Genomic DNA, 24,674 nt, shown 5'->3' on the forward strand with positions numbered 1-24,674 from the left:
GAGGCGGAGGGATTGCAGACCGCGCGGGCAAATTGTTTTATGATCCGAACCATTCGGCGCACCGGGGCGCGCAAGTGCGGATGTATCTAATCCGCATCAATCCAATACACCAATAAAGCCACGCCAATCACCCAATGGAACAATTGACCTTCGGTACCTGCGTCAGGAATAGCTGGATCAGCACGTGGCAAGCGATCGTTCAGATGCCGGGATGGTTCCTCGGGGTGTTTGCCGTGATTGCCTGTCTGACGCTGCTTTCCGGTTCCTTTCAGTACGTTCCGTCCGGCGGCGCCGAACTCGACGCCGCGGCAAGAGCCAGTCATGCGCTCGGCAGCATGGTTTTCTCGATCCTGCAACTCGTCATCTACTGCTGCCTGACCATCAAGGTCCACCGTTTCGTGCTGCTCGGCGAAGGCACCCAGCCTCTGCTGCCATTGGGCGGCAAACCCCTTGGGCGCTTTGCGTTGATCTCGGTGGGTCTGACGCTGGGTATCGTCGTGCTCTCCATCGCGCTGGTCCTGCTGGTACGCGAAATACGTTCGGGCGGTATCGTGCTGGTCGGCGCCGTCGTCATGCTGGCGTACATGTTCGCGATGGTCCGCCTCAGTCTGCTCTATCCCGCCGTCTCGCTCGGTGGCGCGCTGACGCTGCGCGCGGCGTGGAAGGACAGCCGGGGGCATTTCTGGAGCATCTTCGGCGTCGTATTCGTTTCGTATTTGCCGCTGCTGATCGTCTGGATCATCCTGCTCGAGGTACTCGGCCCGAGGATGCTGCTGACCAGTTTGCAGGGCGCGTCCACCGTGTTTGCGATCGGGCTGGCGTTCGTCAATACCGGGTTTATCGTACTCGCGGCCTCGGCGCTGTCGTGGCTTTATCGGCGCTATGCGAATGAGTTGCTGGAGCATGCCGCGTATTGAGACGCTGTCGGGCGGGACAGCGTTCCGCCCGCGCTGCGGACGCTGGGCGCCCCGTTTGGCCCAGTCGCCCTCATAACACTTTCCCCGGATTCAAAATCCCACGCGGATCCAGCGCGTGCTTGATCGCCGCCATCGCGGCCAGTTCCTCACGCGAGCGCGAGACCGGCAAGAACTCGCGCTTCAGCGAGCCGATCCCATGCTCCGCCGACACCGACCCATGCAACGGCCCAAGCATGTCATAAACAAACGCATACACCGCATGATGTGCAACCCCAGGCACCGAATGCCCATCCACGGTGAGATGCAAGTTAGAGTCGCCAATGTGCCCGAAGAAGTACGACCGATTCCCCGGCCACTGACGATCCAGCGCCGCACGGCAGCGATCGACAAAAACACCGATCTCGCCGATCGGCAGACTGATGTCGAAGTTGATCGGATCCATCTTCACCGGAAACTCCGCCGTGCATTCCCGCACTGCCCATAAGGCGCGCGCGTCGGCCATCGATTGCGCAATCACGGCATCGCGAATGGCATGCGCGTCCAGTGCCTCATTCAGCGCCGCGGCAAAGCGCTCGCCATCATCGGCCGCATCGAAGCTCGCATGTTCAATCAGCGCATACAGCGGATGCGCTTCGCCAAACGGCGAGCGCATACTGGTCAAGGCAACGCCGAAATCGTAGAAGTCCGGCCACATGATTTCGAACGCACCGATGTCGTTGCCAAACCGCGTCGACAAGCGCCGCAGCAGCCTCACCGCCGCATCGTAATCATCCAGCGCGACCAGCACCGTATGCCGCGCCGCGCGCCGCGGATGCAGGCGCAATACCGCGCGGGTAATCACGCCGAGCGTGCCCTCCGACCCGATGAACCAGTGCTTCAGGTCATAGCCGGTATTGTTCTTCACCATCTTGCCGAGCGAACTCAGGACTGCGCCGCTCGCCAGCACCACCTCCAGCCCGAGCACCTGATCGCGTGCGGTGCCGGACTGGATCACACGATTGCCGCCCGCATTGGTGGCGAGATTGCCGCCAATCTGGCACGACCCGCGCGCACCGAGGTCGAGCGCAAGTTCGAAACCCGCTTGCGTTGCCGCCTCCTGCGCCGCCTGCAAGGTGGTGCCCGCCCGCACGGTCATGGTTGCCGAAGCCGGATCGATTTCTTCGATGCCCGCGAGCCGCTCGAGCGACAACGCGATATCCACGGCGCGCGGAATCGCACCGCCGGCGAGGCCCGTCATGCCTCCCTGCGGCACTACCGTTTGATGCGCCGCGTGGCAAATCGCCAGCGCCTGCGCCACCTGTTCTGTCGTACGCGGCAACAGCAACGCCGCAGCACGCGTCGGCTCGTGACGCGTCCAGTCGGTCATCGAGCGTTCGCCGATCTGCGCGCCGACGCGTACCGCGTCATCCCCCAACGCCTCGCGCAGCGAGGCGAGCGTGGTGGAAAGCGCGGCGCTGTCCTCATTCGTCATGCTGTCGTCCCCTGTGTGGCCTGCTTCTTTCGATAACCCATCGAGTCGTTGATGCGCCCGAGAATATAGTCGCCTGCCGCAACCGGTTGATATTTGAGGTCGGCTTCGCTGGTGCCGAGCTCGCGCGGATCGACCGAGGCGCCGTAAGTCGGATCGTAAAACGTGGCGATCGAATAGCGCTCGCGTCCGGACGCGTTGATCACACGATGCAGCGTCGAGCGAAAGCGGTCGTTGGTCCAGCGCGCGAGCAGATCGCCGACGTTGACGACGAAGCTGCCTGGAATGGGCGGCGCATCGACCCAGGTATTGTTGGCAATCTCGCGCACCTGCAAGCCGCCTACCTGGTCCTGCCACAGCAAGGTGATGCAACCGTAGTCGGTATGCGGCGCCACGCCGAACTGGTCGGCATCCGATTGCGGCGGCTGCGGCGGGTAGTACACCATCTGCGTGCGCTGCATGCGCTTGGTATAGCGCGGCGCAAAAAACTGCTCGTCGACGCCGAGGCTCACCGCCACCGCGCGCAACAGGCCGGCGCCGCACTGCGCCACCGCTTCGTAATAGCCGTAGAGCGCCGGGCGCAACTCGGGCATGAAGTCAGGCCAGTTGTTCGGCCCGCGCAGCGCCTGGCCTGCGAGCACATCGGGATCGTCTTCCGGCAACTCCAGCCCGATGCTAAAAAACTCCTTGTAGTCCGGGCGTTTGGCCTGATACATCGTCGCATCGCCGAGCGCGTTGAAGCCGCGATGCCGCTGATTCACCGCGGCACGGCGTTTGGTTTCCACCGGAAACGCGAAGAACGTGCGCGCCGCGTGTTCGGCCGCATCGATGGCCGACTGCGGCACACCGTGATTGACGATGTAGAAAAACCCGATCGTCGTGCACGCGTCGTGAATCTCACGACCGACACGCTGCATGGCGCCGGGCTCGCCGGCGCGCACGCCGGCAAGGTCGATGATCGGAATGCGGGTGACAGGCGGCATCGCAAAGCTCCCGAAAGACGAGGCGGATCTGAATGGCCTTTGAGCCGCCGAATAAGCTGACAAATCAAGCTGACCAAGCTGACCAAGCTGACCAACAAGCGCGTCGTCGATACTTCGAACCCCTTGCCAATCGACGCCGTCGCCCACGTTGTCCCAGTTGTATATACCGCCAAAAGCGCCTTCGCAAGCAGCGTCTTCACTTTGCTGCAAGCGTCGTACGTGCCTCTTCGCAGCGCACAACAGGATTATTTATTTCGCGCGAAAACTGCGGTATATACTGCCCCGCATACCGCGCGCCGCCACACCGCATCTGGCGCGACACCGCTTTGCCAACCGGAGATTCTCATGAGCATCCTTGCAGGCTGGAAGTGTCGTTTCATGGTGTTAGCGTTGTGCGCCGCGAGTGCCGCCGCGCACGCGGATCAACTGGCCAAGGTCAAGGCGGCGGGCGAACTCGTCGTCGGTACGGAAATGCAGTTCGCGCCTTTCGACTTCCTCGAGAACGGTCAGCAAGCCGGTTTCAACAAGGACCTGTTTGCCGAGGTCGGCAAGGAACTAGGCGTGAAGGTCCGCTTTATCGACCTGCCCTGGCCCAGCGTGCTGCCCGGTCTCGAAGCCGGCAAGTTCGACATGGTCGGCGGTCCGCTGACGGTGACGAAGGCGCGCATGGAACGCTACGCGTACACGCTGCCGATCGCGGACGCCACCGACGCGCTGCTCAAACGCGCAAGCGATACGTCGCTCAAGCAATCCTCGGATATCTCCGGCAAGACGGTCGGTGCGGGCAAGGGATCGGCACAGCTCGACCAGTTGAAGACCTACATCGCGACGCTGCCGAAGCCGCCTGAAGTCCGCGAATATGTCGACAACAATCAGGCCTACGCCGACCTCGCCGCCGGCCGGATTGCCGCCGTCGCCAACTCGATGACGAACATCGCCTATGTGGCGAAACAGCGCCCCGAGACCTTTGCCGTGGTGCAGCCGCCGTTCGGCGCCAAGGTGTACTTCGCCTACTGCATGCGCAAGGACCCGGACAGCAAGTCGCTCGACGACGCGTTCAACGCCGCGCTCGTCAAGATGCACGACGACGGGCGGCTCGCGGCCTTGCAGAAGAAGTGGTTCGGCGTCGCGATGGACTCGCCGATCACCATGCCCACGCCGAACTACTGATCTACTGATGCCTTGAAGCGGACGCTGCCGGCTGTATGGTCTTAGGCAGGCAGCGCCTGCTGGTCTGCTCTAGCGGGTGCCCGACACATGTTCAGCATGCCTGTCTTTCTTCAGGGTCTGCCGCTGCTGCTGCACGCGGCCATCGCCACGGTCGGCATTTCGCTCACCGGGCTCGTGATCGGCTTCTTCGTCGCGATCGGCGTCTGTTCGGCGCGGCTGTCGGCGCATCGCGCGGCGCGCATGTTCGGCGGCGCGTATGTGTTCTTCTTTCGCGGCGTGCCGATGCTCGTGCAATTGCTGCTGGTGTACTACCTGCTGCCCTTCGTCGGCATCAACGTGTCGCCGCTCGTTGCGGCGATCAGCGCCGTGTCGCTCTGCTCCGCTTCGTACATCGCCGAAATTTTGCGGGGCGGCTTCCTGAGCATTCCGCCGGGGCAGATCGAAGCCGCGCGCATGCTCGGCATGTCGCCGCTCGACATGCTGCGGCGCATTCAGGTGCCGCAGGCCTTCCGACTGACCTTGCCGTCGCTCGTCAACGAGATGGTGTTGCTGATCAAGGCCTCGTCGCTGATTTCGGTGGTCGGCGTAGCCGAGTTGACCCGCACCGCGCAGAACATCGCCGCCAGCACCTATCGTCCGCTTGAGGCATATCTCGCCGCGGGGCTGATCTATTTCGTCATCTGCGGGACGCTCGCGCTGGTCGCGCATGGCGCCGAACACCGCTTGCAGCAAGCCTGAGAGCCAAGCCATGCAGCAATTCGACCCTACCGTCATCACGCACAACCTGCAGCCGATCGCAGCGGGCCTCGCGACGACCGTCGGCACGTGGGCCGCGGGCGTCGCCATCGGCATCCTGATCGGCTTTCTGATTGCCGTGCTGCAACTCTTCTGCGGACGCTGGGTGCGCGGGTTCTTGCGCTTCTATATCGAACTGTTCCGCGGCACGCCGTTTCTGGTGCAACTCTTTCTGCTCTACTACGGCGGTCCGTCCATCGGCCTCACACTCGAACCGATGACCGCCGGTGTCCTCGGTCTCGGCCTGTACGGCAGCGCATATTTTGCCGAGGCGTTCCGCTCGGGCTTCCAGTCGGTGCCGCCCGGCCATCTCGAAGCGGCGTCGTGCCTCGGCCTGTCGCGCTGGCAAGCGGTGCTGCGTATTCAGGTGCCGCAGATGCTGGTGCTGATCGTCCCGGCGCTCACCAATCTGATCATCGTGCTCAGCAAGGAGACTGCCGTGCTGTCGATCGTCACCGTGCCTGAACTGACCTTCGTTCTGACCGGCATCGGCTCGGCCACCTTCGCTTTCGTCGAAACCTTGCTCGCGCTCTGCGTGTGTTACCTCGCGCTCGTCGAACTCACCTCGCGTGCCGGCATGTGGGCGGAAGCCCGCATTGCGCGGTTCATGGCATGAACGAACTCCGGATTGATCGATGAATGCCCTTGCCGATATGCCCACCTCCGAACCCACCGCCACCACGACCGCCGCACAAGCCAGCTGCGCGCCGCTGATCGAAGTACGCGACCTGCGCAAGCGCTTCGGCGAAGTCGACGTGCTGCGCGGCATCGATCTGGAGATCGCCAGATCCGAAGTGGTTTGCATCATCGGCCCGTCGGGGTCCGGCAAGAGCACCTTGCTGCGCTGTCTCGCCGCGCTCGAAACCTACGATCAGGGCGATGTGCGGATCGAAGGCGAACTGCTCGGCTACACCGAGCGCAACGGCAAACGCATGCGGGCCTCGCAAGGCGAGATCAACCGCGTGCGGCGCAACGTCGGCATGGTGTTCCAGCAGTTCAACCTGTGGCCGCATATGACGGCGCTCGGCAATGTGATGGAAGCGCTTCTGCGCGTGCGCCATCTGCCGCGCGACGACGCACGGCGCCGTGCCCATGCGATGCTGGAGACCGTGGGGCTCGCGCACAAGGCGGACGCGTATCCGGCCAAGCTCTCCGGCGGCCAGCAGCAACGCGTGGCGATTGCGCGAGCGCTGGCCATGGAACCGCACATCATGCTGTTCGACGAACCCACCTCGGCGCTCGATCCCGAACTGGTCGGCGAGGTGCTGCAGGTGATGAAGCAACTCGCCCGCGACGGCATGACCATGGCGGTCGTCACGCACGAAATGGGCTTCGCCGCGCAGGTCGCCGACAAGGTGGTGTTTATCGATCAAGGCCGCATTGCAGTGGCAGGCAAGCCGCGCGAAGTCTTTCACGATGCCGGGCAGCCGCGCCTGCGCCAGTTCCTGCAGAATTACTTCGACCGCAACGCCTTCTGGACGCAAGGCGCCGATGAGCCGGGTTCGCCATGAACACCGCGCGCTACGAACAGGTCAAGAGCCACATCCGCCGCACCATCGACTCGGGCGCGCGGCAGCCCGGCGACCGCATCCCGTCGGAACTGGACCTTGTCGCAGCGTTAGGCGTGTCGCGCATGACCGTCAACCGTGCCTTGCGCGAACTCGCCGAGGAAGGGCTCGTCACGCGCGTCTCGGGTGTGGGCACCTTCGTAGCGGAGGCGAAACCGCAATCCACCTTGCTGATGATCGCCCACATCGGCGACGAGATCCGCTCGCGCGGTCATGAGTACAGCTACGCAACGCTGCTCAAGCAACGGGAGACCGCACCGGTTCTGGTGTCGAACGCATTGGGCCTGGCGCCGGGCACCTCGGTGTTTCACGTGATCTGTGTCCACCGCGAAAACGGCCTGCCCGTGCAGCTCGAAGACCGTTACGTCAATCCAGCCACGGCGCCGGAATTCTTGCTGCAGGACTTCGCGGCGATCCGGCCGTCCGAGTATCTCTACAACGTCGTGCCCGTGCACGACGTCGAACATGTCGTCGACGCGGGCCTGCCTACTCGTGACGAAGCCGGGTTACTCGAAATCCGCGCAGAGGAGCCGTGCCTGACGCTGGTGCGGCGCACATGGACGAGCGGCGTGGCGGTGACGTTCGCCCGCTTCGTGCATCCGGGTTCGCGCTACCGGCTGGGCTGCCGGTTCGCGCCGGACCTCTCGCAGCGCCAGGGCTGAGCAGAGCCGCTGGCGCGGCGCCCGTATCAGACGTTGCCCGCCAGATGAAAGCGCGAGGCCGGATGCCACAGTTGCACCGACGTCGCCACCGCTTCGCCGACCCACGTGCGGCGCCACAACAGCAGGCACGGCTCGCCAATCTCCATCAGCAGGTGCCGGCGCACATGCGCGTCGGGCTTTTGCGCGTAGATGCGAAACTCGGCGCGCTGGATCGGCGCGAGCCGCACCATGTAGTGATTCGGCGTTTCGAGCGTGAAGTCCTGCCGCAGATACTCGGGGAACACCTTGGGATTGACGTAGCGGTCTTCGTACTGGATCGGCTCGCCCTCTTCGCTATGCACGATGCGCGAATGAAACGCGGGGCCGGCGGACAGGCCGAGCGCATCGAGCGCCTGTGCATCGTCGCTCGGTTCGAGCGCCAGCACGTGCGCCATGTGCCGATGGCCGCGCGCGGCGATCTCGTCGGCGATGTTGCGAATCTCGAGAACCGTCGATTCATAGCGCTGCGGCGCGACGAAAGTGCCCGAGCCCTGCACGCGCGTCAACACGCGTTCGGCGGTCAGCTCGCGCAGCGCGCGCGACACCGTCATGCGCGCCACGCCGAATTCCTTGACCAGTTCGGTCTCCGATGGAATCAGGCCGCCCGGCTTCCAGTCGCCTTCCGAGATCCGCTTCACGACATAGCGCTTGATCTGCTCGTAGGCCGGCGTGGCTTTGACAGGCGCCTCGCTGGCATTGCCCGGGCGGAGCTGGGTGGTGTCGGATGGCGCGTTATTTAGAGTCATATTCACGTCGACCTCGTGGGTGGTACGCAATACGCCAATGCGCCGGCAGGTAGGCCGGCCGCACCGGCTCGTGGGGCGCTCGCCCCGTTCATGCCGCCGATTGCAGATCTCGCCCGGCGGCGTCAGGCAAATGGGCAGCCGTTGGGTTCGCTTCGCCGGCCGTTGCATAACCGGTGTGCCCGACTACGCCGGCGGCGGCTGGCCGCATCTTACCCGGGTTCGGCAGCGGCGGCGGCTCGGTGTCCGCAATCATACGGAACGCGAGCGCCATGTCCTCGGCGAGCGGCCGGTCGTCGCGATACGTCGGCACGAGACTGCGCACGCCGCGCCAGAGCGAATCGGTGTACGGTGCGCGCGCTGCATCGAGCGTCTGCAGATCATAGGCCTGGGATGCCGCGAGCAATTCGACTGCCACGATGCGTCCGGCGTTGTCGACGATTTCCAGCGCCTTGAGCGCCGCCGGCGTCGCGTGACACAGATGGTCTTCCTGCAGGCCGGAGGTGATACCGCCGTCCAGACTCGCGGGCATCGCGAGGCGGCGGTTTTGCGCGACGAGCGAGGCCGCGGTGTACTGCGCAATCATGAAGCCCGAACAGGTGCCGCCCGGCTCGGCGAGAAACGCCGGCAGGCCGCTGACCAGTGGATTGACGAGGCGGTCGAGGCGGCGCTCGGCCATCGCCGCCACCTGGGCAATCGCCGTGGCGAGGCTGTCCATCGCCAGCGCGATCGAGGCGCCCACCGCATGCGCCTGCGAATAGACGCGCGGCGCTTCGGGCGTACCGGCGACGATCGGATTGTCGGTGATCGACGCCAGTTCGCGATTGACGACTTCCGCCGTCGCGCTCAGCACGTCGCGCGCCGCGCCGTGCACGTGCGGGATGGTCCGCATGCTCAGCGGGTCTTGCGTACGACGGCCCACCGCCGCGGCCAGGATGCCGCTCTCGGCAAGCGCGCCGCGCATTCTTTCGCCCACCACGTTCAGTCCCGGCGAGATCCGCAACGCCAGCGATTCGGCGTCGAACGCCGCCAGTTGGCCGCGCAGGTTCTCGAAGCTCATGGCCGCCACCGCGTCGGTCCAGTCGAGCAGCCGCGCGGCGCGCGCCAGCGCCAGCGCCGCGAGTCCCGTCACGCACGGCGTGCCGTTGACGAGGCTAAGGCCCTCCTTGGCATCGAGCACCAGCGGCTCGAGCCCGAGCCGCTGCAGGGCCTCGCGGCCGCTCAAGCGCTCGCCGCGATAGCGCGCATGGCCCTCGCCGATGCACACCAGCGCGATATGCGCCATATGGCTCAGATAGCCGACCGAGCCGAACGCCGGCACTTCGGGCAGACAATCGGCATCGAGCAGCGCCACCAGCTGCTCGGCGACCGCGAGCCGGATGCCCGAATGCCCGTGGGCGAAATTGTTGAGCGCCGCGGCCATGATGGCGCGCGTTTCGGCGACGCCGAGCGGCGTGCCGACGCCCACCGCATGGCTCATCAGGATATTGCGCGACAGCGTGCGCTGCTCGGACGGCGACACGATCACATCGCACAAGGCGCCCACGCCGGTATTCACGCCATAAGCGCGAATCCCACGCTCGACGATCTGTTCGACGAGGACATGCGCCGCCGCAATGCGCGCCCGCGCATCGGCGGAAAGCTCGAGCGGCTCGCCTGCGGCCACGGCCGCAACCTGACGCCAGTCGAGAGGACGATCGGAACGAATGACAGCCATGATGACGATACTCAGTTCGCAGTACGGTGGTGGTGGCTCGAGACGAATTGCTTGAAACGCTCGGACTTGAGTTCGCCGAACACCTCGTCGGGCGTACCGTCCGCTTCGACCTCGCCTTGATGCAGGAACATCACGCGGTTCGACACATGGCGCGCAAAGCCCATTTCGTGCGTGACGACCAGCATGGTGCGGCCTTCTTCCGCCAGCGAGCGCATCACGCGCAAGACTTCGCCGACCAGTTCCGGGTCGAGCGCCGAAGTCGGCTCGTCGAACAGCATGACCTTCGGATGCATCGCCAGCGCCCGCGCAATCGCCACGCGCTGCTGCTGGCCACCCGACAGATGCGCCGGATAATGGCCGCGCTTTTCCGCGAGACCGACCTTGGCGAGCAGCGCTTCGGCTTCTTCGACGGCCTCGGCGCGGCTGCGTTTTTGCACGCGCATCGGACCTTCGATCAGGTTCTCGAGCACCGTCATATGCGACCACAGGTTGAAGTTCTGAAACACCATGCCGAGTTGCGAGCGGATGCGGTCCACCTGGCGGCGGTCGCTCGGCTGCATCTTGCCGTCGCCGCGGCGCTTCATCTTGAGTTCTTCGCCGGCCAGCGCGACCGAACCGTCATCGGGCGTTTCCAGCAGGTTCAGGCAGCGCAGGAAAGTGCTCTTGCCCGAACCGCTCGCGCCGAGGATCGAGATCACGTCGCCCTGGTGCGCGTCGAGCGAGATGCCCTTGAGGACGTGGTGGTCGCCGAACGACTTGTGAATGTTCTTGACCGACAATGCAACGGGTGCCGTAGCGTTCATGTGATTCTCCGGAATGAGCGGCCGTTCAGTGCGCGGCACGACGTGCTTCGGTGGTGGCGGAAACCGGGCGCGAGGCGACCTGGACCGGCACCGCGCGCAGATGACGCGACAGGCGCACTTCGAGCAGGCCCAACAGGCGCACGATCACGAAATTGAGGAACAGGTAGATCAACGCGGCGCAGATAAAAACTTCAGTTGTCCGATAGGTTTGCTGGATGATCTGCTGCGCGACGCCGGTCACTTCCCACACGGTGACGAGACTCGCGAGCGCCGTCGACTTCACCAGCAACACCGCTTCAGTGGAATACGCGGGCAGGCACTGGCGCAGCGCAATCGGTCCGATCACGCGGCGCAGCAACGCGAAGCCGGACAGGCCGATGGCATAGCCCGCTTCGATCTGTCCAACCGGCACGGCCATCAGGCCGCCGCGGATGATCTCGGCGGTATAGCCGGCCGTACACAAGGCGAGCGAGAGCACCGCGCACATATACGGTTCGCGCAGCACCGGCCACAGGAAACTCTCGCGTATCACGCCGAACTGGCCGAGTCCGTAGTAGACGAGAAACATCTGGATCAGCAGCGGCGAGCCGCGAAACACGAGGATATAGGCGCGTGCGAAGCGGTTCGGCAGCCAGTGCGGCGAGACCCGCATCGTGACGATCACGAGCGACAGCAGACCGCCCAGGATCAGCGACGAGAAGAACAGGCCGAGTGTGGTCGGCACGGCGCCGAGCAACTGGCGCAGCGTGTCGAACAGGAAATCGAAGTCGATATGCATGATGGCGCGGCCTCGTCAGTTGCGGGCGAAATTGCGGCGGAAGGACCGGCCTACGCGGGCTTCCGCGTGGTTGAAGACCCGGTTCGAGATGCTCGTCATCACCAGGTACAGGCCGCCGCCCACGACGAAGAACGTGAAATATTGATGAGTCGAACCCGCGGCAACCTGGCTCACGCGCAGCAGTTCGGCGAGGCCCGTGACCGAGATCAGCGCGGAATCCTTGAGGCTCAATTGCCAGACATTGCCGATGCCCGGCAACGCGAAGCGCAGCACCTGCGGGATCAGGATGCGGCGCGCCATGGTCAGCGTGGGCATGCCGATGGAACGGGCCGCTTCCAGTTCGCCGCGCGACACCGCCAGCACCGCCGCGCGGTACACCTCGGCCTGGTACGCGCCGGAGATCATCCCCACCGCGAGCGCGCCGATCACGAAGGGCGGCACGCCGACGAAGCCGTCGGCGCCGAACCACTGGCCGATCGTCGTCACCAGCGTCGAACCGCCGAAATAGAAAAGATAGATGACGAGCAGTTCGGGCACGCCGCGAAACACGGTCGTGTAGAAGTCGCCGACGATGCGCAGCGTGCGAAAGCGCGACAGCTTCGCCGCCGCCACCAGTGCGCCGAACACCGCGCCGACGGCGAGCGCCGCGAGCGTCAGCGCGACGGTCATCAAGGCCGCCAGCAGCACGACGCCGCCCCAGCCATCCGGCCCGAAGCCGAGCATCCCGATCAGAGCCATACCCTACCCCTCGTCCAATCCGTTGAATCGATCAGGCGGCACGCGCGAGCGTTGCCGCGCGTGCTGGACCACCTGCTGGTACCGCTTGACTCAGTTACCGCTCAGGGCGTGACGTCCGTCTTGAACCACTTCACGGAGAGCTTCTTCACCGTGCCGTCTGCAAGCGCCGCGGCAATCGCGGTGTCGAACTTCGCCCTCAGGTCGGCGTCCTGCTGGCGGAACGCGAGGCCTTCACCCGGACCCCAGATCGGGCCACCGATCTTCGGTCCGGCCATCACGATCGAAGCGGTCTCTTTCTTGTCCGTGTTGGCGGCGTAGTAGGTCACGTCGTCGAAGGAAGCGTCGATACGGCCGTTCGCCAGATCGAGGTCACGCTCCGGCGAGGTCTTGTAGACGCGGATCGTGGCGACGTCCTTGAAGCCGTCGTTGATGAACTTGGTATAGACCGTGCCCGACTGGATACCGATGGTCTTGCCCTTCAACTCCTTACGCAACGAGTCGACGGTCGGTTGGTCGGTCTTCGGGTCGCCGGTCAGCTTGAGGACGGCGCTGGTCGGACCGGCCTTCGGCAGGATCTTGGTGTCGGTCACGGCGAAGGTGGCCGGCGTAGCCGCATAAGGACGCGAGAAGGCGATGATCTTTTCGCGCTCCGGCGTGATCGAAATGGCGTCCATCAGCACGTCGAACTTGCCGGCTTGCAGACCCGGGATCATGCCGTCCCAATCCTGGGCGACGAGGTTGCACTGCAACTGGATGCGCGCACACAGGTTCGCCACCAGTTCCGGTTCGAAGCCGCCCAGCTTGCCGCCCGGCAGCGTCAGATTCCACGGTGCATAGCCGCCTTCCAGCGCGATGGTCACCGTTTTCCATTCTTTCGCCTGCACAGGGGCCGCGAGAATAGTCGCTGCGCCGAGGACGGCGCCAATCAATGCTTTAGCCAACGTAGTGCGCTTTACCTTCACGTCGAAACTCCTTTGATTGAGGGAACACCATCCAGCTAGTCGAGCGACTGATTCACTCGCCTAAATTGACTAGACAAGTCTGCATGAGTAAAAAAATCGTCGCAAGCACAATTGTGAGATTTCACCGAAATCCTCGGGTAAGCCCTATAAATAAAGGCCCATGGCGCGATTTCGAGGCGAAAGGAGATTGAAAAATACTGTGCCACGCACGCTGCTTTGGTGCATTTTGTCTAGACAGGTTCACTCAACGACGCACGATGCATCGCCCTGGTGCAAGGGTGCACAGGGGTGGATCGAGACGCCCGGCCTGGGTCTGGGGACGTGAGGATTGAGAACTTTAAGACGTTCGAGAGATGACGCCCGCCACCCGCCCGCTACCAGATATACGGCACGAACCGATAGCGCACGCGAGCGGCATACGCGGCATAGCCTTCGAGTTGCTCGGCGAGCATGCGCTCCTCCCGCACCGCGCGATAGCCGATGCCGGCCACCAGCAACGGCACACAGGCGAGCCCCCACCAGGAACCCAGCAGCAACGGCGTGCCGACGAGAAACGGCAGTGCGGACGCGTACATGGGATGCCTGACGTAGGCGTACGGTCCTGTGTCGCTGACCGTGTGGCCGCGTTCGGACTGGATCTTGACGACCGGCGCCGCGAAGCTATTGGCGCGGAACACCGAGCGGCACGCGTAGATGCACACGAACATGCCGAGCGCGCCGAGCCCATTCAGCCAGCCCGGCATGGACGACCAATGAAAGCGGCCGGCGTCGAGTCCCATCAGGATCAACCAGCCAATCCAGACGACGCCCACATAAGCCATGAAGATCTGGTCCCAGCGGCTCTGTTGCGGCTGCACGATGGGTTTCAGCCGTTCGGTGAGCAGCGCCGGATCATGCCGCGCGAGCCACAGGCCTAACCACAGGCCAAGCACCGCCCATTCGAGCAGAAACCACCAGGCCGCGACCCAGTGCAGCGTGCCGGCGGCACCGAACAGCAGGGCCGCCATGAAGGCAAACCAGAGCGCCAATTGAAGCAGCAGGTTCTTGACCATCGCATCAGGCTCCGCAGTTTGGGTTCTTCATTGGCCCTTCTGATTGCCCCGGGGTTGCCCCTTCATTGGCCTTCATCGGTCTTCGTCGAGTCTTCGTGGCCGCGTCAGTGCGACTCCCGGATGCGCTCGAACAGACGCGGCACGTCGAACTCGCCGACCGGCAAGCCGAACCGTTCGCCGAGGCATGCCGCGAGGTCGGCGGCCGTTCCGATCACCTGTTCACTGACCACCTGGCCGTCAGCGGCGCGCTCCGTCAAACGGTCGTTGCGCAGCGCGAGGCGCCCATGCGGCAAGACCCGGCAGACAATCAGGTTGCTCACGAAGAGCGACGCCGGCCAGGTGGAGGTGTACCAGTTCGACACCTCATAGTCGATCCACTCGGCGCGCTGCTGCTCGAAGCGGTAGGCCTTCATCCAGCCGTCGCCCGACTGCACTTCCAGGTCGAGCGCGCCATGCGACGCATCCGCGAGGCGAAACGCCTCGAGCGGCGTGGCTTGCGGCATGCCCGCCTCGAGACGCAAGGGCGCGGTCAGCGTCGCGCTGCCGAACCCGACGTCTGCGAGCCAGGGCGTGTCGTCGATATCGACGCGCAGCAGCATATGGGTGCGAGCCGTGACGGCGTCCGCCTCACGCCCCCACAACACCCGCGCGATCAGAGGCGTCACGCGAAAGCCCAGTTGCATCAGCGCATGGGCGAACACCCGGTTCTGCTCGAAGCAATAACCGCCCCGCCGGCGCTCGAGCAGCTTGTTGACGACGGCCGGCAATTCCAGCGAGACCGTGCGGCCGCTCAGCGGGTCGAGATTTTCGAAGGGGATCGCGAGCGGATGCAGGCGGTGCAGTTCGCGCAGCACGGCGAGCGTCGCCGTGCGCGGACCCTCGTAGCCGATGCGGGAAAAATACAGGTCGAGGTCGAGTGCATTTGACATGAGTGTGGGTCCTGGGAACGACGGTAGCGACTATATCAAGCGCACCTGCGCCGGCGACCAACGAAAGCAAACGAATGTGTCGATTCATGGACAGATCTCCTGACAACAAGCTTTCGTTGCATTCGGGCACTTCAACAGCGCATCCCGGCGCCGCTTCGATGCATCTGTCACACGAGCTTTCGCGCGAAGGACCAGCGCGCCGTCCACCCTCCCGGACAAGCTCACCGCTCGCGCATCAGCACCGACAGGCGTCGCAAAACAGCCCTTCAATTTCATACTATTTAATTACGCTTAAATTACTTTTAAATAACAAAAAGTCAAATAAAAGACAGAAAACGTAAAAATATCAATTACACCCCAGTAATATTGTTGCGAATCGTTCTCATTTGTATTGACGCACCTATTGGGCATGCGTACGATCTCGACATTGCTGCCTGAGGCGTCGCGAACCGCAGCAGCAATGCGCGGGATGCCGGCTATCGTCACCCAAAGCAGATAGCCGGAACAGTCGATACAACACAATAAGGATTTCGATGAAGTTCGCCCAGTCCAAACGACGCGCGTCAGACGCGCGTCCATCCAGGAATGCTACACCGCGCGGTCGCGCCGCACGCAAGCCAGGTCTGCCCTCGATTCGCAGCGTGGCGCTTTACACAGCATTCGCCTGGGCCTCGCTGACGGCGGCCGCCGCGATGGCCGAGACCAATCCCGACGCCGCGCCGAACGACGCGCCCGAGGCCGACCTGAGCATTCAGGCGCAGCCCACCAGCCAATGGACCGGCGTGTGGAACCGCGGCAACCTGCTCGGCGACATCGGCGGCCTGCGTCCGTGGCTCGGCAAGTACGGCGTGACGTTCGGCCTGACCGAGACCAGCGAATATCTTTACAACGCGCGCGGCGGCCTGAACACGGGCGGCACCTATGACGGCCTGACGACGGCCACGGTCCAGGTGGATACGAAGAAGGCATTCGGCCTGCCGGGCGGTCTCTTCAACGTCAGCGCGCTGAACATCCACGGCCAGAATCTGAGCGCCGACAATCTCGGCACGCTGAATACCGCGAGCGGGATCGAGGCGCAGGATACGACCCGTCTGTGGGAGCTGTGGTACCAGCAGTCCTTCCTGAACAACAAGATGGACGTCAAGGTCGGTCAGCAGAGTATCGATCAGGAGTTCATCGGCAGCCAGAGCGCCGGCCTGTTCGTCAATACGATGTTCGGCTGGCCCGCGCTGCCGTCGTACGACATGCCGTCGGGCGGCCCGGCCTACCCGCTCGCCGACCTCGGCGTGCGCGTGCGCGGCCAGATCACGCCGACCTTGACCGCCCTCGCAGGCGTGTTCGACGGCGACCCGCTCGGCAACAATCCGAACAATATCAGCGGCACGAATTTCAACCTGCACACCAGCGCGCTGTATATCGGCGAACTGCAGTACGCGTTGAACCAGCCGGGCGACGGCGAGATGGTCGGCGCCGGCAACACCGGCCTGCCCGGCAGCTACAAGCTCGGCTTCTGGTACAACACCGGCAGCTTCGCCGACGAGTACTACGACAACACCGGCGTGTCGCTGGCGAACCCGAATTCGACGGGCGTCGCTGCGCAGCATCGCGGCGACTACAGTTTCTATGCCGTGGCAGACCAGATGGTGTGGCGTCCGGATCCGGACGAGCCGCGCAGCATCAACGTGTTCGCCCGGGTGATGGGCGCACCGGGCGACCGCAACCTCGTCGACTTCTCCGCCAACCTCGGCGTAGTGATGAAGGCGCCGTTCGCCGGACGCGACAACGACACCGTGGGCCTCGCACTGACCTACATCAAGGTCAGCAATAGCGTGGAGAACCTCGATCTCGACAATCGGGCCTTCCTGAACAGTCCGTACGGCGTGCGCACGCAGGAAACCACCCTGGAAGCGACCTATCAGTTTCAGGTCAATCCGTGGTGGCAGATCCAGGCCGACGCGCAATACACGTTCAATGCCGGCGCCGGACAGAACCCGAGCGACCCGACTCAGGCGCTGCGCAACACTCTTGTTGTCGGCGTGCGAACCAACATCACGTTCTGACCGCTTTCATAACCTGGACACCATGCTTTCGATCATGACCGCATTCAACGCTTTGTGCGCAGGCACGGAGGCTCAATCATGAATTACCCCAAGCGCAAGTCTTTGCCGCGCGCTACGCGGGCACTGATGGCAGCAGCGGCGGGCGCCGCCGCGCTGCTCGCGGCCGGCACCGCGTACGCCGATCCGCAAGGCTTCCTCGAGACGGTGCACAAGCACACCACGCTCATCAATACGGTGCCCGACAACGGCGACCAGAACCCGTATGCGCTGGTCGTCGCACCGGTTTCAGCCGGCACCGTGAAGAAAGACGACGTGCTCGTCGACAACTTCAACAACTCGACCAACCTGCAAGGCACCGGCTCCACGATCGTGGATTACCACCCGGATACCAAGCAGATGTCGGTGTTCGCCGTGATTCCGCGCGATCTGAAGGAATGCCCGGGCGGCGTCGGTCTGTCGACCGCCATGACCATGCTGAAGTCGGGCTGGGTGATCGTCGGCAGCACGCCGAGCAACGACGGCACCACCGGCACCAAGGGCGCCGGCTGCCTGATCGTGCTGGATCCGCAAGGCAAGGTGGTCTCGACCATCAACAGCCCGAACATCAACGACCCGTGGGGCAACATGGCGGTCGTCGACAACGGCAATAGCGCCACGCTGTTCGTCAGCAACGCCGGCTTCGGCGTCGGTTCGGCGGCGGGCGATCCGCCGGTGTTCAAGCAAGCCACCGTGCTGCGCCTCGATCTCGACATTCCGGACGGCAAGCCGCCGGTCGTGAAGCAGGAAATGGTCGTGGGCAGCGGCTTTGGCGCGCAGGCCGACAAGGGCGTGTTCCTCGTCGGGCCGACCGGCCTCGCCCTGTCGCCGGATCAGAAACTCCTGTATGTTTCGGACGCAATCGGCAACCGCGTCAACGTGATCGAAGATCCGATGACGCGCGACACCAGCGCCGGTGTGGGCCGCCAGCTCACCGCCGACGGCCTGCTGCACCGGCCGCTGGCGATGGTCACGGCGCCCAACGGCCATCTGCTGGTGACCAACGCGCTGAATGGCCAGGTCGTCGAGATCGACCCGGCGAGCGGCAAGCAGATCTACGCACGCTGGATCGATACCGACAAGGCGCAGTCGCCTCCGGGTAACGGCGACCTGTTCGGCATCGTCATGACGCCGGCGGGCGACGGTTTTTACTACGTGCAGGACGACGTGAACACTTTGGTACTCGCGAAGTAATCATGGCAAACGATACACATCCCCCCAAGCGGCCTGCCCGGCGCGGCTTTCTGAAGGCGGGAGGGGCGGCGGTCGCAGCAGGCGCGAGCCTGTCCGCGACCAGCGTCGCCCACGCCGCACTCGGCAAGCCGCAAGCGCACACCGACGATCCCTACCTCGCCGTCGAACCGTTCTTCGGCGAGCATCAGGGCGGCATCGTCACGCCGCAGCAAGCGCATATCTACGTGGCCGCGCTCGATCTCACGACGACCAAGCGCGACGACGTGATCGCCCTGCTGCGCACCTGGACCGACGCCGCCGCGCGCATGACCCAGGGCCTGCCCGCAGGCGCGCTGCCCGGCGCCGACGGCAAAGCCGCGCCGGATTCCGGCGACGTGCTGGGCCTCGGCGCGGCCGGCCTGACGGTGACCTTCGGCTTCGGCCCAGGTCTGTTCACCTCGGACGGCAAGGACCGCTACGGCATCGCCAGCAAGCGCCCGGCGGCGCTCGTCGATCTGCCGCGCTTTAACGGCGACCAGTTGCTGCCGGAAAAAACCGGCGGCGACCTGTTCATCCAGGCGTGTGCGAACGACGCGCAAGTGGCTTTCCATGCGGTGCGCCAACTGGCGCGCCAGAGCTACGGCATTGCGACGATGCGCTGGGGCCAGGCCGGCTTCGTGTCGGGTCCGCGCGGGCAAACGCCGCGTAACCTGATGGGCTTCAAGGACGGCACCAACAACCCGTCGACGAAAAAGCCCGAGCTGATGAACCAGTTCGTCTGGGCGAACGGCGCGGACGCACCGTGGATGCAGGGCGGCTCGTACGGCGTCGTGCGCCGCATCCGCATCACGCTCGAACACTGGGACATGACGGAAGAGGATTTCCAGGAACAGGTGTTCGGCCGTCACAAGTACAGCGGTGCGCCGATCGGCAAGAAGAACGAATTCGACCCGCTCGATCTCGACGCGCAGGACAAGGACGGCAATCCGGTGATTCCGGAAAACTCGCATGTCCGGCTGTCGAACCAGGCGACCAATAACGGCGCGCAGATTCTGCGCCGCTCGTATTCGTACAACGACAGCTCGAATTTCTACATCGAGCGCTGGCCGCCATGGCGCCAGGAAACCGAGTACGACACGGGGCTGATTTTCATTGCCTACCAGGGCGACCCGCGTACCGGCTTTATCCCCATCAACGAGAAGCTCTCGAAGTTCGACATGATGAACCAGTTCACGACGCACGTCGGCAGCGCGGTGTTTGCCTGCCCGCCGGGCGCCAAACCGGGTTCGTACATCGGCGCGGGGCTGTTCGAAACGTAAGGCGCGAACGCCGCCCACGCGGCTCGCCGCGCGTGAAACAGATCGATACCATCACAAAAGGAATTTTGAATCATGACTCATTCCTGGCTTGGCAACCGTGTTCGCGCAATCAGCGGCGCGGCGGCCCTTCTGCTGGCGACGCTGGGTGCTGCACCGCTCGCCGCCCATGCTGCATCGATCACGCTGTATAGCGCGCAGCACGAGCAGGTCGTCAACATGCTCGCGAAGGACTTCCAGAGCCAAACCGGCATTTCGGTGAAGATCCGCACCGGCGAAGGCCCGGCACTGGCCGCGCAGCTCGTCGCGGAAGGCGCCGCCTCCCCCGCCGACGTCTACTTCACGGAAAACTCGCCGGAACTGATGCTGCTCGAAGAAAAGGGTCTGCTCGGCAAGGTGGATGCCGCGACGCTGTCGGCCGTCCCGACGCGTTTCGATTCGCCGACCGGCGCATGGGTCGGCGTCACCGCACGTGAAAACGTGCTGGCCTACAACACGGCCAAGGTCAAGCCGGACCAGTTGCCGCAATCGCTGTTCGATCTGGCCAAGCCGCAATGGAAAGGCAAGGTCGGCATTGCGCCGAGCGACGGCGACTTCCTGCCGCTCGTGAGCGCCGTGATCGCCCTGAAGGGCGAAGCGCAAACGCTCGAGTGGCTGAAGGGCCTGAAGGCCAACTCGCAGATCTTCGACGACGACGAAGGCGTGGTGGCCGCAGTGAACCGCGGTGCAGTCGCAACCGGCATCATCAACAACTACTACTGGGCGCGTCTGAATGCCGAAATCGGCGACAAGGCCACCCGTAGCGCGCTCTATCACTTCAGCAACGGCGATGCCGGCGCACTCGTGAACGTGTCGGGCGCGGCGGTGCTGAAGTCGGCGCACAACGAAGACGGCGCGCAGAAATTCCTCGCCTATCTGGTCAGCGAACGTGCCCAGACGCTGCTGGCGAAGAGCCACGTCGACTTCGAGTACCCGCTGCACAGCGGCGTCGCACCGGACCCGATCCTCAAGCCGTTCACCGAACTGAGCCCGCCGACGCTGACGGTGCAGCAACTCGGTGACGACAGCCAGGCCGGCAAACTCCTGCGCCAGGCCGGACTGCTGTAAATGAGCGATGCCGTGTCAGCCGCCCCGCCGGCTGTTGCCTCTGAACCGGCGCGCGGCCGCAAGCGCGCGCCGCGTGGTTTGTTCGTAGCTGCCGCGCTGAGCGCGTTGCTGGTGTTGCTGCCGCTCGCCTTTACCGTCTGGCGGGCGGCCAGTTTTGGTTTTGCCGAAGCGGCCGAACTGGTGTTCCGGCCGCTGGTCGGCGAACTGCTGGTCAATACGCTGATGATCACGGTGTCGGCCACGCTCGCCGCGGCCGTGCTGGGTACGGCCGCCGCGTGGTTCGTCGAACGCACCCGCCTGCCCGGGCGCCGCTTCTGGGCTGTGGCGATGGCTGCGCCGCTCGCCATGCCGCCGTTCATCACGAGCTATGCGTGGGTGTCGTTCAGTCTGGACCTGCAGGACTTCAACGGCGCCTTGCTGGTCATTACCTCCGCCTATTTTCCGCTGGTCTATTTGCCGGTCGCGGCCGCGCTGCGCAGCATGGACCCGGCGCTGGAAGAAAGCGCCCGCTCGCTTGGCTGCGGCCGCTGGAGCACTTTTTCCCGCGTGATCCTGCCGCAACTGCGCCCCGCTTTGCTGGGCGGCATGCTGCTGGTGGCGCTCGGCGTGATGTCCGAATTCGGCGCGTTCACCCTGCTGCGTTTTCGCACCTTCACGACCGAAATCTACGCCGAATACCGCACCAGCTTCGACGGCCCGGGCGCCTCGCTGCTGGCTTGCCTATTGATCGTGATGTGCCTCGCGGTGCTCGCGTTCGAATTCCGCGTGCGCGGCGCGGCGCGTTATGAACGTGTGGATCGCGGCGCGCGCCGCGCCGTGCTGCGCTATGACCTGGGCGTGTGGCGCTGGCTGGTGGTCGCGGGCTTCGCCGCGCTGACCCTCGCCACGCTCGGCGTGCCGCTCGGCATGATCGGCTACTGGCTGACGCAGCCGGGCGCGGCCGCCGTCACGCCGGCCGACGTCTCGCCCGAACTGCTGTTCAATGCGACGCTTTCCTCGCTCGGTTTCGGACTCGGCGCCGCCGTCCTGACCACGCTGCTGATCGTGCCGCTGGCGTTTCTGCTGGTGCGTTATCCGGGGCGCCTCGCCACCCTGTTCGAACGCACCGTGTTTCTCGCGCAAGGTATCCCCGGCCTCGTGATTGCGCTCGCCGTCGTCTCGCTCGCGGTGCATTCGCTGCAGCCGCTTTACCAGAGCACCACGCTGCTGATCATCACGTACGCGATCCTGTTCCTGCCGCTTGCGCTGGTAAGCGTGCGCGCCGCGCTGATGCAGGCGCAGCCGCGTCTTGAAGAAACCGCGCGTGCGCTTGGGCTGGGCTGGCGGCAGACTTTGGTGCGCGTGCTGTTGCCGCTCGCTGGGCCAGGCCTGGGCGCGGCGGCGTCGATGGTGTTCATCTCCGTGGTCACCGAACTCAACGCGACGCTCCTGCTCTCGCCCATCGGCACCCAGACGCTCGCCACGCAGGTCTGGTCCGACACCTCGACCATGGCGTTTGCCGCCGCCGCGCCCTACGCGGCGCTGCTCACGGGCATTTCGCTGTGCGCCTCCGGCCTGCTGTTCGCGCTGCTCGGCCGCTCGGCGCTGCTCGGCGAACGCGGCTAAGACTGCGTCGCACTCCCCGCTATCCCCATCGGATTCTCATGAGCGAACTTCGTATCTGCGGCCTGCAAAAATCGTTCGACGGCAACCCGGTGCTGCACGGCATCGATCTGTCCGTCGAGCGCGGCACGCTGCTCGCCCTGCTCGGTCCGTCCGGCAGCGGCAAAACCACGCTGCTGCGCGTGCTGTGCGGTTTCGAACGCGCGGACCGCGGCACGGTGGAAATCGACGGCCGGCGCGTCGCCGGCGATGCGCTGCACGTGCCGTCGGAACAACGCCGCATTGGTTATGTGCCGCAGGAAGGCGCGCTGTTTCCGCATCTGTCGGTAGCGGACAACATCGTCTTCGGTCTGCCGCGCGCGCAACGGCGGGCGCGCCATCGCGTCGCCGAACTGCTCGAACTGGTCGGCTTGCCGGCTTCGTTTGCCGAGCGCGCGCCGCAGCAGCTTTCCGGCGGCCAGCAGCAACGGGTAGCGTTGGCACGCGCGCTGGCGCCCTCGCCCACGTTGGTGATGCTCGACGAGCCGTTCTCCTCGCTCGACGCCGCGCTGCGCCTCGAAACCCGTCAGGCCGTGGCCAGCGCGCTGGCCGCAGCCGGCGCCACCGCCGTGCTGGTGACGCACGATCAATCGGAAGCGCTTTCGCTCGGTCATGAGGTCGCGGTGTTGTGGCACGGCAAGCTGATCCAGACCGCGACGCCGGAAATCATCTACCGGCGCCCGGTGACGCGCGAGCTTGCGTCGTTCATCGGCGAGGCGGTGTTGCTGCAAGGCGTCGCCGCACGCGACCGGGTGACCTGCGAACTCGGCGAACTGACGCTGGCGGCGCCGGCGAAAGACGGCGCCGTCGACGTGATGGTGCGCCCCGAGCAGATCCGCCTGTGGCGCGCCGACGAAACTACGCCGGACGGCACGGCTTCGTTCGATGCCATTGTTCAGGACGTGATCTTCCAGGGACAGGACGCGGCTGTCGGCCTGCAGTTGCAGTCGGCGGCGCGCACGGTGGTACGCGCCCGCGTGCCCGGCTACCGGACGCCGCAGCCGGGTGAGCGCGTGCGGCTCGCCATCGACGGCGACGTCACGGCCTACGCGCGCGCCTGAACGTCGGACGCGCGTTCGTCGCGCGGCGCCGCGGACGCGGCAGCCGCCGAAGCGCGCGGCTGCGCCCGCACCGACAAATCCTGAATCATCTGGGCTGCCAGGTAATCGCAGGTCGGCCGGTCCGATTTGGCGCTGCGCGCCACCACGATCTCCAGCGACTCGATCTTCGGCAAACCCTGCGCGGCACCGAGGATGGCGAGACGCGACGGCACGCTGCAACGGGTCAGCGCGATCACCGCCAAACCCGCATCGACGGTCGCCACGAGCCCGAGCAGACTGGCGCTGCTATAGGCGGCACGATAGCGGATCCGCGCCGAGTCCAGCGCCGCAAGCGTGTGGGTGCGGGCCACGCAGCCCGGCTCGTATAAGCCCACCGGCAACGGCGACGCCGCCAGCACCGGCGTATCCTCCGACGCCCCCACCCACACCATCGGCTCGCTGCGCACATATTCGCCGCGCAGCTTGCGGTCGCGGGTAACGAACGCGAGGTCGATCTTGTTGTCCGCCAGCATCGGCGCGAGCGCCGTGCTTTGTGCGCAGACAATCTCGATCTCGACGTGCGGGTACAGGTTCGAAAAACGCCGGAGCACCGGCGACAGCAACGACGACACGTAGTCGTCCGGCGCGCCCAGCACGACCCTCCCCGTGACCTCGGGCCGCACGATTGCCGACCACGCTTCCTCATGCAGATCGATCACGCGCCGCGCGTACTCGAGCAGCGTGCTGCCAGGCCGCGTCAGCGCCAGATTGCGGGTATCGCGGGCAAACAACGTGGTGCCGAGCATGCCTTCGAGCCGCTTGATCTGCATGCTGACCGCCGCCTGCGAGCGGTGCACCGTCGCCGCGGCTTTCGTGAAACTGCCCGCCTCGACCACGGCGACGAAGGTGCGCAGCAGATCGACGTCGAATTCAGGGTGCATGATTTATAAGCCCAGCTTATCGAATTTCTCAATTTT

The 24,674-nt window shown here is 64.8% G+C and carries 23 protein-coding genes; 12 read left to right on the forward strand and 11 right to left on the reverse strand.

What is annotated here, in order from left to right; genetic code table 11:
• Positions 1-134 precede the first annotated feature (134 nt).
• On the forward strand, positions 135-917 hold the full coding sequence (locus tag BUS12_RS11285; protein WP_074295775.1) for a hypothetical protein: 783 nt from the start codon (positions 135-137) through the stop codon (positions 915-917).
• Between the two features lie 70 nt (positions 918-987).
• Here the strand turns inward: BUS12_RS11285 and BUS12_RS11290 are convergent, their stop codons facing one another.
• Positions 988-2,388 carry an FAD-binding oxidoreductase gene (locus BUS12_RS11290; RefSeq protein WP_074295776.1) on the reverse strand — a complete coding sequence of 467 codons (1,401 nt, stop codon included), beginning with the start codon at positions 2,386-2,388 and terminating at the stop codon, positions 988-990.
• Positions 2,385-3,368, reverse strand: coding sequence for an isopenicillin N synthase family dioxygenase (locus BUS12_RS11295; protein WP_074295777.1), 984 nt, complete (start codon positions 3,366-3,368; stop codon positions 2,385-2,387). Before BUS12_RS11295 ends, BUS12_RS11290 begins: the two co-directional genes overlap by 4 nt.
• 345 nt (positions 3,369-3,713) lie before the next feature.
• On the opposite strand from BUS12_RS11295, the gene BUS12_RS11300 reads away from it, so the two are divergent.
• The 5 genes from BUS12_RS11300 to hutC (BUS12_RS11320) all read left to right on the forward strand — a co-directional run bounded on the left by BUS12_RS11300 (position 3,714) and on the right by hutC (BUS12_RS11320) (position 7,563).
• The gene (locus BUS12_RS11300; protein WP_074295778.1) at positions 3,714-4,538 is read left to right on the forward strand and encodes a transporter substrate-binding domain-containing protein; all 825 of its coding nucleotides are present in this window, start codon (positions 3,714-3,716) and stop codon (positions 4,536-4,538) included.
• An 87-nt stretch (positions 4,539-4,625) separates the two neighbouring features.
• Positions 4,626-5,276 (forward strand): amino acid ABC transporter permease, encoded by a 651-nt coding sequence (locus BUS12_RS11305; protein ID WP_074295779.1) that lies wholly within the window; start codon positions 4,626-4,628, stop codon positions 5,274-5,276.
• A 10-nt stretch (positions 5,277-5,286) separates the two neighbouring features.
• The gene (locus tag BUS12_RS11310; RefSeq protein WP_074295780.1) at positions 5,287-5,949 is read left to right on the forward strand and encodes an amino acid ABC transporter permease; all 663 of its coding nucleotides are present in this window, start codon (positions 5,287-5,289) and stop codon (positions 5,947-5,949) included.
• A 19-nt stretch (positions 5,950-5,968) separates the two neighbouring features.
• The gene (locus BUS12_RS11315; RefSeq protein WP_074295781.1) at positions 5,969-6,844 is read left to right on the forward strand and encodes an amino acid ABC transporter ATP-binding protein; all 876 of its coding nucleotides are present in this window, start codon (positions 5,969-5,971) and stop codon (positions 6,842-6,844) included.
• Entirely contained in the window at positions 6,841-7,563 is a 723-nt protein-coding gene (gene hutC / locus BUS12_RS11320; protein WP_074295782.1) for a histidine utilization repressor, read from the forward strand. Before BUS12_RS11315 ends, hutC (BUS12_RS11320) begins: the two co-directional genes overlap by 4 nt.
• Positions 7,564-7,589: 26 nt before the next feature.
• On the opposite strand, the gene hutC (BUS12_RS11325) is transcribed toward hutC (BUS12_RS11320), so the two are convergent.
• The 8 genes from hutC (BUS12_RS11325) to BUS12_RS11360 form a co-directional block, all read right to left on the reverse strand.
• On the reverse strand, positions 7,590-8,348 hold the full coding sequence (gene hutC, locus BUS12_RS11325) for a histidine utilization repressor (protein ID WP_074295783.1): 759 nt from the start codon (positions 8,346-8,348) through the stop codon (positions 7,590-7,592).
• Between the two features lie 88 nt (positions 8,349-8,436).
• Positions 8,437-10,062, reverse strand: coding sequence for an aromatic amino acid ammonia-lyase (locus BUS12_RS11330; RefSeq protein WP_074295784.1), 1,626 nt, complete (start codon positions 10,060-10,062; stop codon positions 8,437-8,439).
• 11 nt (positions 10,063-10,073) lie between these two features.
• The gene (locus tag BUS12_RS11335; protein ID WP_074297371.1) at positions 10,074-10,865 is read right to left on the reverse strand and encodes an ABC transporter ATP-binding protein; all 792 of its coding nucleotides are present in this window, start codon (positions 10,863-10,865) and stop codon (positions 10,074-10,076) included.
• Positions 10,866-10,890: 25 nt separating this feature from the next.
• Positions 10,891-11,643: an ABC transporter permease gene (locus BUS12_RS11340; RefSeq protein WP_074295785.1), complete on the reverse strand. Its 753-nt coding sequence runs from the start codon at positions 11,641-11,643 to the stop codon at positions 10,891-10,893.
• A 15-nt stretch (positions 11,644-11,658) separates the two neighbouring features.
• On the reverse strand, positions 11,659-12,381 hold the full coding sequence (locus BUS12_RS11345) for an ABC transporter permease (protein WP_074295786.1): 723 nt from the start codon (positions 12,379-12,381) through the stop codon (positions 11,659-11,661).
• Between the two features lie 101 nt (positions 12,382-12,482).
• Positions 12,483-13,343 (reverse strand): transporter substrate-binding domain-containing protein, encoded by an 861-nt coding sequence (locus BUS12_RS11350; RefSeq protein ID WP_074295787.1) that lies wholly within the window; start codon positions 13,341-13,343, stop codon positions 12,483-12,485.
• A 374-nt stretch (positions 13,344-13,717) separates the two neighbouring features.
• Positions 13,718-14,395: a methyltransferase family protein gene (locus tag BUS12_RS11355; protein ID WP_074295788.1), complete on the reverse strand. Its 678-nt coding sequence runs from the start codon at positions 14,393-14,395 to the stop codon at positions 13,718-13,720.
• Between the two features lie 104 nt (positions 14,396-14,499).
• The gene (locus BUS12_RS11360) at positions 14,500-15,324 is read right to left on the reverse strand and encodes an arylamine N-acetyltransferase family protein (RefSeq protein ID WP_074295789.1); all 825 of its coding nucleotides are present in this window, start codon (positions 15,322-15,324) and stop codon (positions 14,500-14,502) included.
• A gap of 533 nt (positions 15,325-15,857) precedes the next feature.
• On the opposite strand from BUS12_RS11360, the gene BUS12_RS11365 reads away from it, so the two are divergent.
• The 6 genes from BUS12_RS11365 (at position 15,858) to BUS12_RS11390 (ending at position 23,718) form a co-directional block, all read left to right on the forward strand.
• Entirely contained in the window at positions 15,858-17,384 is a 1,527-nt protein-coding gene (locus BUS12_RS11365; protein WP_074295790.1) for a carbohydrate porin, read from the forward strand.
• A gap of 78 nt (positions 17,385-17,462) precedes the next feature.
• On the forward strand, positions 17,463-18,614 hold the full coding sequence (locus BUS12_RS11370; protein WP_074295791.1) for an NHL repeat-containing protein: 1,152 nt from the start codon (positions 17,463-17,465) through the stop codon (positions 18,612-18,614).
• Positions 18,615-18,616: 2 nt separating this feature from the next.
• Complete coding sequence (efeB, locus tag BUS12_RS11375) at positions 18,617-19,912, forward strand: iron uptake transporter deferrochelatase/peroxidase subunit (RefSeq protein ID WP_074295792.1); 1,296 nt, start codon at positions 18,617-18,619, stop codon at positions 19,910-19,912.
• Positions 19,913-19,984: 72 nt separating this feature from the next.
• The gene (locus BUS12_RS11380; protein ID WP_074295793.1) at positions 19,985-21,016 is read left to right on the forward strand and encodes an iron ABC transporter substrate-binding protein; all 1,032 of its coding nucleotides are present in this window, start codon (positions 19,985-19,987) and stop codon (positions 21,014-21,016) included.
• Positions 21,017-22,621 (forward strand): ABC transporter permease, encoded by a 1,605-nt coding sequence (locus BUS12_RS11385; protein ID WP_074295794.1) that lies wholly within the window; start codon positions 21,017-21,019, stop codon positions 22,619-22,621.
• Between the two features lie 38 nt (positions 22,622-22,659).
• Positions 22,660-23,718, forward strand: a complete 1,059-nt coding sequence (locus BUS12_RS11390; RefSeq protein ID WP_074295795.1) for an ABC transporter ATP-binding protein — start codon at positions 22,660-22,662, stop codon at positions 23,716-23,718.
• On the opposite strand, the gene BUS12_RS11395 is transcribed toward BUS12_RS11390, so the two are convergent.
• On the reverse strand, positions 23,703-24,638 hold the full coding sequence (locus BUS12_RS11395) for a LysR substrate-binding domain-containing protein (protein WP_074295796.1): 936 nt from the start codon (positions 24,636-24,638) through the stop codon (positions 23,703-23,705). The two genes, BUS12_RS11390 and BUS12_RS11395, sit on opposite strands and share 16 nt — an antisense overlap.
• Positions 24,639-24,674: the final 36 nt, after the last annotated feature.

The organism is Paraburkholderia phenazinium, assembly GCF_900142845.1.
Taxonomy (GTDB): domain Bacteria; phylum Pseudomonadota; class Gammaproteobacteria; order Burkholderiales; family Burkholderiaceae; genus Paraburkholderia; species Paraburkholderia phenazinium_A.